The sequence below is a fragment of the Nocardia cerradoensis NBRC 101014 genome, assembly GCF_000308535.1.
GTDB classification, from domain to species: Bacteria; Actinomycetota; Actinomycetes; order Mycobacteriales; family Mycobacteriaceae; genus Nocardia; species Nocardia cerradoensis.
Genome location: NZ_BAFW01000202.1, coordinates 36,420 through 45,320, shown reverse-complemented (window position 1 = coordinate 45,320; position 8,901 = coordinate 36,420). Strand labels below are relative to the sequence as shown.

The 8,901-nt window shown below is 69.5% G+C and carries 10 protein-coding genes; 5 read left to right on the top strand and 5 right to left on the bottom strand.

From position 1 onward, the window contains the following. The 3 genes from ON23_RS21805 to ON23_RS21795 all read right to left on the bottom strand — a co-directional run. On the bottom strand, window positions 1-768 hold a 768-nt coding region (locus ON23_RS21805), incomplete at its 3' end, for an ABC transporter permease (RefSeq protein WP_051043054.1). Further along, on the bottom strand, window positions 765-1,700 hold the full coding sequence (locus tag ON23_RS21800) for an ATP-binding cassette domain-containing protein (protein WP_039780418.1): 936 nt from the start codon (window positions 1,698-1,700) through the stop codon (window positions 765-767). The genes ON23_RS21800 and ON23_RS21805, both read right to left, overlap by 4 nt. Next, window positions 1,697-2,443 carry a hypothetical protein gene (locus ON23_RS21795; protein ID WP_051043052.1) on the bottom strand — a complete coding sequence of 249 codons (747 nt, stop codon included), beginning with the start codon at window positions 2,441-2,443 and terminating at the stop codon, window positions 1,697-1,699. Before ON23_RS21795 ends, ON23_RS21800 begins: the two co-directional genes overlap by 4 nt. 162 nt (window positions 2,444-2,605) lie before the next feature. On the opposite strand from ON23_RS21795, the gene ON23_RS21790 reads away from it, so the two are divergent. Both ON23_RS21790 and ON23_RS21785 read left to right on the top strand, forming a co-directional pair. After that, entirely contained in the window at window positions 2,606-3,541 is a 936-nt protein-coding gene (locus tag ON23_RS21790; protein ID WP_083904153.1) for a helix-turn-helix domain-containing protein, read from the top strand. Then, window positions 3,462-3,890: a VOC family protein gene (locus tag ON23_RS21785; protein WP_039780417.1), complete on the top strand. Its 429-nt coding sequence runs from the start codon at window positions 3,462-3,464 to the stop codon at window positions 3,888-3,890. The genes ON23_RS21790 and ON23_RS21785 overlap by 80 nt, the downstream gene beginning before the upstream one ends. 54 nt (window positions 3,891-3,944) lie before the next feature. Here the strand turns inward: ON23_RS21785 and ON23_RS21780 are convergent, their stop codons facing one another. Further along, entirely contained in the window at window positions 3,945-4,982 is a 1,038-nt protein-coding gene (locus tag ON23_RS21780) for a glutathione S-transferase family protein (protein ID WP_039780416.1), read from the bottom strand. 65 nt (window positions 4,983-5,047) lie between these two features. Between ON23_RS21780 and ON23_RS21775 the strand changes: the two genes are divergently transcribed. Further along, window positions 5,048-5,842, top strand: a complete 795-nt coding sequence (locus ON23_RS21775; protein ID WP_039780415.1) for an enoyl-CoA hydratase/isomerase family protein — start codon at window positions 5,048-5,050, stop codon at window positions 5,840-5,842. Window positions 5,843-5,936: 94 nt separating this feature from the next. Then, on the top strand, window positions 5,937-7,193 hold the full coding sequence (locus tag ON23_RS21770) for a class I adenylate-forming enzyme family protein (RefSeq protein ID WP_039780413.1): 1,257 nt from the start codon (window positions 5,937-5,939) through the stop codon (window positions 7,191-7,193). A 24-nt stretch (window positions 7,194-7,217) separates the two neighbouring features. Here ON23_RS21770 and ON23_RS21765 read toward each other — a convergent pair whose 3' ends face one another. After that, window positions 7,218-8,009 carry a tyrosine-protein phosphatase gene (locus ON23_RS21765; protein WP_039780412.1) on the bottom strand — a complete coding sequence of 264 codons (792 nt, stop codon included), beginning with the start codon at window positions 8,007-8,009 and terminating at the stop codon, window positions 7,218-7,220. A gap of 373 nt (window positions 8,010-8,382) precedes the next feature. Here ON23_RS21765 and ON23_RS21760 point away from each other — a divergent pair, with 373 nt between their 5' ends. Further along, window positions 8,383-8,859 (top strand): TetR family transcriptional regulator, encoded by a 477-nt coding sequence (locus tag ON23_RS21760; RefSeq protein WP_223273813.1) that lies wholly within the window; start codon window positions 8,383-8,385, stop codon window positions 8,857-8,859. Window positions 8,860-8,901: the final 42 nt, after the last annotated feature.

The window sequence follows — 8,901 nt, the reverse complement described above, 5'->3', positions numbered from 1 at the left end:
CCAGCCGGCCGCCCCGGCGGCGACGGCCCAGATCACCAGTACCACGGCCGAGGCCGCATTGGGCGGCAGGAACGGACTCTCCGGGAAGGAACCGACCGCGACCGAGCCGATGGTGGCCGAACCCGGCAGCAGCACCACGACGCCCGCGATTCCCGCGCCCTTGGCGACCAGCCAGATCAGCGGTTCCAGGATGAACAACCATCCTGCCATCGCGATCACGGCCAGATTCGGCGATCGCACCAGCAACCCCAGGCTCACGCCGATCACGCCCCAGCACACCGCCGCGAGCAGGCCACCGCCGAATACTCCGACCAGTCGCCAGCCGAATTCGACGGTGTGCCGCCCGAACGCCAGCAGGCCCACCGCCGCGCCGACCTCCGCGCACGCCGCGAGCACCAGCGAATAGGCCGCGGCCACACCGGCTTTCGCGCCGAAGAGCACATCTCGGTCGGGTGTGAACAGGGCGGTGAGTCCCATGCTGCGGTAGCGGTATTCGTCACCCGCGGTGACCGCGCCGCCGATCGCCGCCGCCCCCACCGCCACCGCGATCGCCAGATACAGACCGACGGTCGCCGTCCCGGTCGCCAGCGCCTCGTGCGGTTGCGGACCCGAGCCGCGCACCGCTGACGCCGAGGCGACGACGAAGGCGACGGCCGCGAGCACCGGGGGCAGCAGCCATCCCGAGCGCACCGCGGTGATCTTGCGGAGTTCGGCGGTCGCCGCCCGGCTCACCTCGGCGGGAACGGTGGGCAGGGTCGGCAGCATCATCGCGTTCCGTACATGGTCGCAGGGGCGGGGGCGGGGGCGGGATAGGCCGGGGGCGCGGACGATTTGGTGAGGATGGCCAGGACCCGATCCGGATGGACGGGTTCGGCCACCACCTCGCCCAGGTGAACCCGAGCCAGCGCCGCGGCGGCCTCGATCTCGGTGCGCGACGCGTCGGCGACGGCGAGCCTGCCGTCACTGCGCATGACCGCGTCGGTGAAACCCTGCGCGGCCAGCGTCGTGGCCAGCGCGATCGGACTCGACGCCGCGACCACCAGCCGATCCGGGTGGTTGCGCCGCAGCCGCCGCGGACTGCCCTGATAGGCCACCGAACCGGCCGAGAGCACGATGACCTGATCGCATACCGGCACGGCCGCGGCCAGGCTCTGCGAGGTGAAAAGCGTGGTCCCACCACGGCGGGCGTGAGCCCGCAGATAATCGAAAAGCCATGCCCGCTCGACCGTTTCGAGGCCGTCGAACGGATCGTCGAGTACCAGCAGGCGGGGCTGCGCGAGCAGTGCCTGCGCCAGGGCGAGCCGCGTGCGCAGGCCTTCGGAGACATCCCGCACCCGCGTCGTGGCGGCCTCGCCGAGGCGCAGGGTCGCGAGCATCGCGTCCACCCGATCGTCGTCCACACCGGCCGCCGCCGCGTAGACCCGCAGCTGGGCTCGCACGGTCCGGGCCGGATGCAGACCGCGCGGTTGCAGCACCGCGCCGATCCCGCCGCCGCCCGGAGCCTCGGCGATACCGGAATCCGCGCGCAGCAATCCGAGCAGAATGTCGATGAGCGTGGATTTCCCGGATCCGGGTGGGCCGACCAGGGCCGCGGTGGTGCCGGCCGGAACGGTGAACGAGACGTCGCGCAGGGCCACGAGCCCCTCGAACTGCTTGTGCAGTCCGCTGATCGAGACGGCGAGCGAGCGGGCCGCGCTCATCGCTGCTCGGCCGTCGAACCGGAGGCCGTGCCGTCCGGATTACCCAGTGCGGGAAGCGGATCCGCGTCGATCACGGTGCCGCGCGCGGTACCGCCGGACCACCGCATCGGAGCGGGCCCGAACGCCTTGTGCGCGTTGGCGATCACATTCTTCCCCAGGGCCCGGTTACCGAATCCGCCGATGGCCGCGCCGATTCCGGCCGGCAGCACCTTGCCGAACATGAGCATGCTGCGTTTGGTGATGAACTGGACGACGAATCGCTTCATCAGTGACTCGTTCATCCCCTTGATGCCCGGTATCCGCTCCGCCAGCAGGGTGCCCCAGTTCTTGGCCGAATGGCCCACGCTCTGCTGCACGATCTCCATACCGCTCTCACCGAGCACCACCGCCAGCACCAGCGCGCGCCGGCGTTCCTTGTCCTCGGGGGCGATGCCGTGCACGGCGGCGACGGCGAGGGTGAAAACGGCCGAGGCCTCGATGAAGAAGGTGGTTTCCGCGCTCATCGCCGCGAGCGAGGTCAGGGTGCCGACACCCGGGACGGCGGCGGTGGCGCCGACCGCGGTGCCGCTGCCGGTCACGGTCGTGAGATAGATCTTCTCCAGCCGGTCGAGGATCTGGGCCGGACTTTCGTCCGGATGGGCTCGGCGGAACCGGTCGACGTACTTGGCGACCGCGGGAGCCTGCACTTGTGCCCCGTTGTCCAGCAGTGACCGCACGGCCTTTTCCACGCCGCTGTCGAACATCGGTAACGCACCCCTCTCGTCCGGTCGGCACAAACTCTAGTGGTGCCGGTCCGACGGCCGCGGACGAAGTCGGCGACGGTGGCCGATACGGCCGTCGACCGTGCAACGAATCGCACCCGGGTCCGGTTCCGCCGAGCCCGCGCGACGCCTACCGTGGAGGAGATGAGTGGTGTCTCCGCGGGAGCGCGCCGGTTGCCGGCCCCGTCGTTGCGGCCCTACCTCGGCCGCTACGACGGCTATCTGCTGCACGGCTTCGACCCGGGCGTGCACGTCGGTATGCCGAGTACCACGATCACCGTGATCCTCACCATCGACGAGCCGATCGATGTGCCGGTGTCCTCCCATCCCGATCAGGCCGGCGGCCGCTGGGACGCGCTGGCCGGCGGATTGACGCTGCGACCGACCCTGATCGCGCACAACGGCTACCAGCACGGCATCCAATTGGCGGTCACACCGCTGGGTGCGCGGGCACTGTTCGGAATTCCCGCCGGTGAGCTGGGGGAGTGGATCGTCGACCTGTCGGATCTGCTCGGGTCCGACGCCGAGCGGGTGCGTGAGCGGATCGCCGCGACCACCGACTGGCGGGCGCGGTTCGCGGTGCTGGACGAGATCCTCTGCGCGCGGGTCGCCGCGCTGGATCCGCGCCGGCTCGAGATGGACGCCAATCTCCGCCGGGCCTGGCGGCTGCTGACCGACCCCGCGGGCGCACCCGCGGTCGCCCGGGTGGCGCACGACATCGGCTGGAGCAGAAGGCATCTGGCCGCGCGATTCACCGCTGAATTCGGCATCACGCCGAAGGAGGCCGCGCGGTTGACCCGGTTCGAGGTCTCCCATCGTCTGTTGCGCCGCCCCGAGGTGAGCATCGCCGAGGTGGCCGCCGCGACCGGCTACTACGACCAGGCCCATATGGCCCGCGAATGGCGCGAATCGGCCGGTTGCCCGCCCTCGGTGTGGCGTGCCCGCGAGGTGTTCCCATTCGTCCAAGACGACGGGGTGCCGAGCGAGAAAGGCTGGGAGCATGACCGAAACAACCCATACCGCAACGACCGAAACCGCGACGACGTCGGCTCCGCTGTGGCCGACGTTCATCTACCGTGACGCCCCGGCGGCGATCGACTTCCTGCAGCGCGCCTTCGGCTTCGTCGAAGTCGCCCGCTACGGCGCCGGCGACGTGGTCCAGCACGCCGAACTCGGCTGGCCCGGGGGCGGCGGGATCATGCTCGGTTCGCAGCGCGACGATTCCGCGCTCTGCGAGCAGCCGCCGGGGACCGGCTCGGTGTACATCGTCGTCGACGATCCCGACGCCCTCTTCCAACGCGCCCGCGACGCCGGCGCGACCATCGTGCGCGGACTCCGCGACGAGGACTACGGCTCGCGCGGGTTCACCTGCCGCGATCCCGAGGGTGTGTTCTGGAGCTTCGGCACCTACGCGGGAACCACCGCATAACGAAACGACGATCCGATCCGGAGGCGGACCGGCCGCCTCCGCGACCGGTGACGCTCAGACCCGGTCGGCGGCCGGAACGCGTTCCGCGGGCAGGGGCGGCGGAGGCGGGGTGCCGTCGCCGAAGGGCTTGCCGCCCAACGCTTCTCGACCGTGCGGGGTGAGCCAGCCCGACAGTTCCGGGCCCTTCGGCACGATCCCGGTCGGATTGATATCGCTGTGCACGACGTAGTAGTGCCGCTTGATCTGGGTGAAATCGACGGTATCGCCGAAGCCGGGAGTCTGGAACAGGTCTCGGGCGTACGCCCACAGCACCGGCTGTTCGGTCAGCTTGTTCCGATTGCACTTGAAATGGCCGTGATACACCGGGTCGAACCGCACCAGCGTGGTGAACAGCCGCACATCGGCCTCGGTGATGGTGTCGCCGACCAGATAGCGCTGCTCGCTCAACCGTTCCGACAGCCAGTCCAGCGCGGTGAACAGCCGGTCGTAGGCGGCGTCATAGGCGTCCTGGCTGCCGGCGAAGCCGCAGCGGTAGACGCCGTTGTTGACCTCGGTGTAGACGCGCCGATTCACCTGATCGATCTCGGCGCGCAGGGGTTCGGGATACAGCTGCGGCGCGCCCGGCCGATGGAACTGCGTCCATTCGGTGGAGAAATCGAGCGTGATCTGCGGGTAGTCGTTGGTGGCCACCTGTCCGGTCGGCACGTCCACCACCGCCGGGACCGTGATCCCGCGCGGATACTCCGGATCGCGCGCGAGGTAGGCATCGCGCAGGAAGTGGATGCCCAGTACCGGATCCACCTCGCCCGGATCGAGGTCGAAGGTCCAGCTGCGTTTGTCGTGGGTCGGCCCGCACAATCCCAGCGAGATCACCTGTTCCAGACCGAGCAGCCGCCGCACGATCAGGGTGCGATTGGCCCACGGGCAGGCCCGCGCCGCGATCAGCCGATAGCGCTGCGGTTCGACGGGATAGCCGTCGCGGCCGTCGGCGGTGATCCGGGTGGTGATGTAGTTGGTGTCGCGCTTGAATTCGCCGGGCTCGACATAGGTCGCGGTGTTCGAACCGGCGTGCTCGGTCGGCGAGGTATCCACCGCACCAGTCTGGCAGACCGGCGGCCGGGGTACCGGTTACGTCCCCTTCTGGATAGATTCGGCCGATGAGCGATTCGAAACCCACCCGGTTGGAGCGGACCGAGACCGAGGCCGGCGCCCAGCTCGCGATCATCACCATCGACCATCCGCCGTTGAACCTGTTCGATTCGGCGCTGCTGGGATCGCTCGCCGCCGATCTCGCCGAGCTGACCGCGAACCCGCCGCGCGCGCTGCTGATCCGCGCCGAGGGCAAGGTCGTCTCCGGTGGCGTCGACGTCCACGAATTCGACGGATTGAGCGTGGATCAGGGCGCCGAGCTGTGGCAGCGCCTGTTCCGGAGCATCATCCACCCGGTCGAGGCGCTGCCGTGCCCGGTGGTCTTCGCCGCGCACGGACTTACCCTGACCGCCGCCTTCGAGATCTCGCTGGCCTGCGACATCCTGCTGGCCGGGCCGAAGGCCAAGTTCGGGCTGGTGGAGACGGTCGTGGGCCTGACGCCGTCGATGGGCGGCCCGCAGCGACTGGCCGAGCGCGCCGGTTCCGGCCGGGCCCGCGAACTGGTCATGACCGGCGACCTGTACGACGCGGCCACCCTGGCCGACTGGGGTGTGGTCAACGCGGTGCACGAGGATGTCGACGCCGCGGCCCGGGCACTGGCCGCCCGCCTCGCCGACGGCCCGACTCGGGCGCACGCGGCCACCAAGCAGATCATCGAGGCCTGGCGGTCCGGCGGCGTCGAACATGCCGATTCGGTGACGCCCAAGGTCTCCGGCGAACTGTTCGACACCGAGGATTTGCGGGGTGCGGTGCGCAGCTTCCTCGAGGTGGGCCCGGGAAAGGCGAGCTACATCGGGCGGTGATCGCTCGGACATCTTTGTCGCCTAACGCCCCATGATTGTGATCTGCGTCATATAGTCACAGATGCCTGTTGATCGAGGCATCCGGAGGGACTTGATGACGCAGCTTCTGATCGAATATCCGCAGACGCGAAATCCGTGGTGCGGCAACCCTCTTGCTCGCGGAGCCGACGGCGTGCTGCGGTACGGAAATCTCAATCCGGCCCTCACCGAACTACTCGATGTGCAGGTCCACGCGTTCTCGGCCCGGGAAGCGGTCGTCGAAATCGGCGGGCCGCGGCTGACCTACCGGCAGCTGTGGCATGCCGCTTCCCGGATCGCCGGCGGGCTGCAGGAACACGGAATCGGCTACGGCGACCGGGTTGCCGTGCGGATGCCGGTGGGTGCGCGCTGGGTGCAGGCCTTCCTCGGCGCCCTGCTGTCCGGTGCGGTGCCGGTGCTGGTGCACGACGGACTGCCCGATGCCGTCGCCGCCCAGGTGATCGCGGACAGCTGCGCGGATTTCGTTCTCGACGGCGGCGGCGCCGAAGCCGGTTACGCCGACTTCCCCGACGGTGCGGCCTTCATCGACGACGGCGCCTCGCTGAGCGAGCTCGCCCTGCTGTGCTACACCAGCGGCGCTGCGGGCCAGGGTTTTTCGGAGGCGCCGGGCGGTCCGCGCGGTGTCGAGCTGACCAACGAGAATCTGCTGTCGGCGGTGCGTTCGGTGGTGGGAGCCTTCGATCTGCCGACCGAGGGATTGCGCAATCTGGTCCTGAGCCCGCTGGCCCACGCGAGCGGCTGCGTCGATCAACTGCTGCCGACCTTCGCCGTGGGCGGCACGGTCGTCCTCGCCCCGGACCCCGCCATGATCGCCGAGACGATCGTCGCCGAACGCATCGATATGGTGGCCGCGACGCCGCGCATCTTCGCGGGCCTGCTGCCCGAACTCGCCGGATTGCGGGCGGAGGGCGTGCGCCAGGTGTGCAGTGCGGGCCATCGCGCCGAACTGGCCGCGACCGACGCCGGCACCGCGGAAATCGTCGCCGAGGCGCTGCGCGAGGTGTTCCCGCTGGCCCGGCAGTGGTCGGTCTGGGGTGCGACCGAAACCAGCGGTATCGGACTCGCGCTGGTGGACAGCGGCACGACACCCGGCCGCGACGTTCTCGGATTCCCGTTCGGCGGTACGGAACTGGCGCTGTGGGGGCCGCGGGCCGAGGTCGGCAGCGGCGAATTGCTCTGTCGCGGACCGAATATCACCCCGCGTTACTGGAACGACCCGCAGACCACCGAATCGCGGTTCACGGGCAGCTGGTTCCACACCGGAAATCAGGTCAGCATCGATACCGACGGACTGGTCCACCGCACCGGATAGCCCATGCGATGTGCCGGTACCGGTTCACTCCAGCAGGCGGGTGTGCAGGGCGGCCCGCAGCTGCGGCGTGATGCCGATGGACTCGAGATAGCCGTCGATGGTGCCGTAGCGGCGATGCATGGCCTCGGTGCCGGCGGCGAGGTATTCGATGCTCACCCCCAGCAACGCGGGCGGCAGCGGCTCGCCGGCATTGCGCGCGATGTCGGCAGCGAGCGATTCGACCGCCTCGTTGCTGAGCAGGTAGTCGGCCAGCACGTCGTCCTCGGTGACGCCGACGGCGCGCAGCAGGGTGGCGACCGCCCAGCCGGTGCGGTCCTTACCGGCCGCGCAGTGCACCAGCACCGCGCCGTCGCCGCGGGCCAGCGACCGTGCCATGGCGGTGATCGCGACGCCCGCCTCCGGCATCGAGGGGAATTCGGCGTAGACCTCGAGCAGATCGAGATGGCGGCCGGTCGACGAGCCGTCGTCGCGCGCCGCTGCCTCGTGTGGTGGCAGTGCCGGTTCCTGCGGGGCCTCGTGCGGGGCGCGGGCGGCGCCGACGCCGGAGTGGAACGGGGTCATTTCCAGGCGCACGCCGTCGGGAAGGATGTCGACGCCCATCCGGTCTGCCTCGCCGGGGCCGCGCAGATCGTGCACGGTGGCGACGCCGAGCCGGCGCAGGATGTCGTGTCCGCGTTCGTCCAGCCGGCACAGCTGGGCCGACCGGAGCAGAACTCCGCTGCGAATCCTGGACCCGCTCGCCGTGCGCAATCCGCCGACGTCGCGGTAGTTGAAGGTGCCGGGAATGTGGAGATGATCGGGGCGCACCGTTGTCACGACTCCAGGTTATCGGCGGGTTCGCGGCGGTGGGGTGGCGTTGGGTCACCTGTGTGCTCGCCCACATCGATATAACGATTCCGGCCGGGAGGCCGTAGAGTTCTGGGCGTTTGCGCCCGCGCGCCGCCCGCGCTGACCGTGGCGGATCCGCCGCCGAACCACCGCGGGAGGTGTGTCGGGGAGGTAACAAAACAATCTTTCAGTACGGAACGGCCTATCGAACCTGGTCGCGATCCCCGAAAACCCTCTAACATTGACTGATGTTGAACGGGTCGCCCGAGGTAGAGCTCGGAAGAGATCACCGCGGATCGGATGCCCGTTGAGCGAGCCGCGCAGGCGAGGTGCGCGAGTTCTTTCGCCGAGGGAGTCGTCGTTGAGCGCTAGTGGAGAGATGATTCAGGTTCGGCCGCGGCCGATCGTGCAGGAGGCCATCGACGCCGCGTCGGCCGCCTGCGATTGCACGGGCACGCGCGCGTTGCGGGTGGTGCTGCACGCCGGTGTGAGTGCGATGTGGTCGGCTATCCGGGCCACGCCGCAACGGCAGGTGCACACGCTCGATCTCACGATCAGCGCCTTACGTCGCCGCTGGGAGGGGGAGGCCGACTGTTCCGGGCTCTCGGCGACGGAGTGGCTGCGCGATCTGGACGCCGAGGTCGGTGCGGCGCTGGACGCCTGTGCCGAGCGCTCGAACACCCAGTGGATCGAGCCGGTCACGGCGATCTCGGCGTATGTGCTGGCCGTGATCCAGGGTGCGGTGCTGCGCTGGCTCGCCGACGGTGACGACGAGACCACGCTCGTGGTGCTGGACGATCTGGTCTCGACCCTCATCACCAAGGCGGTCGATCGATAACGACGCGCCCACTCTTCCTGGACGTGTGACCAGTTTCGTGAT

What these genes read in the sequence shown, in the direction of transcription:
- ON23_RS21800 (WP_039780418.1), bottom strand. Translation starts at nt 1,700, where the DNA reads ATGAGCGCGGCCCGCTCGCTCGCCGTCTCGATCAGCGGACTGCACAAG.
- ON23_RS21795 (WP_051043052.1), bottom strand. Translation starts at nt 2,443, where the DNA reads ATGTTCGACAGCGGCGTGGAAAAGGCCGTGCGGTCACTGCTGGACAAC.
- ON23_RS21790 (WP_083904153.1), top strand. Translation starts at nt 2,606, where the DNA reads ATGAGTGGTGTCTCCGCGGGAGCGCGCCGGTTGCCGGCCCCGTCGTTG.
- ON23_RS21785 (WP_039780417.1), top strand. Translation starts at nt 3,462, where the DNA reads ATGACCGAAACAACCCATACCGCAACGACCGAAACCGCGACGACGTCG.
- ON23_RS21775 (WP_039780415.1), top strand. Translation starts at nt 5,048, where the DNA reads ATGAGCGATTCGAAACCCACCCGGTTGGAGCGGACCGAGACCGAGGCC.
- ON23_RS21770 (WP_039780413.1), top strand. Translation starts at nt 5,937, where the DNA reads ATGACGCAGCTTCTGATCGAATATCCGCAGACGCGAAATCCGTGGTGC.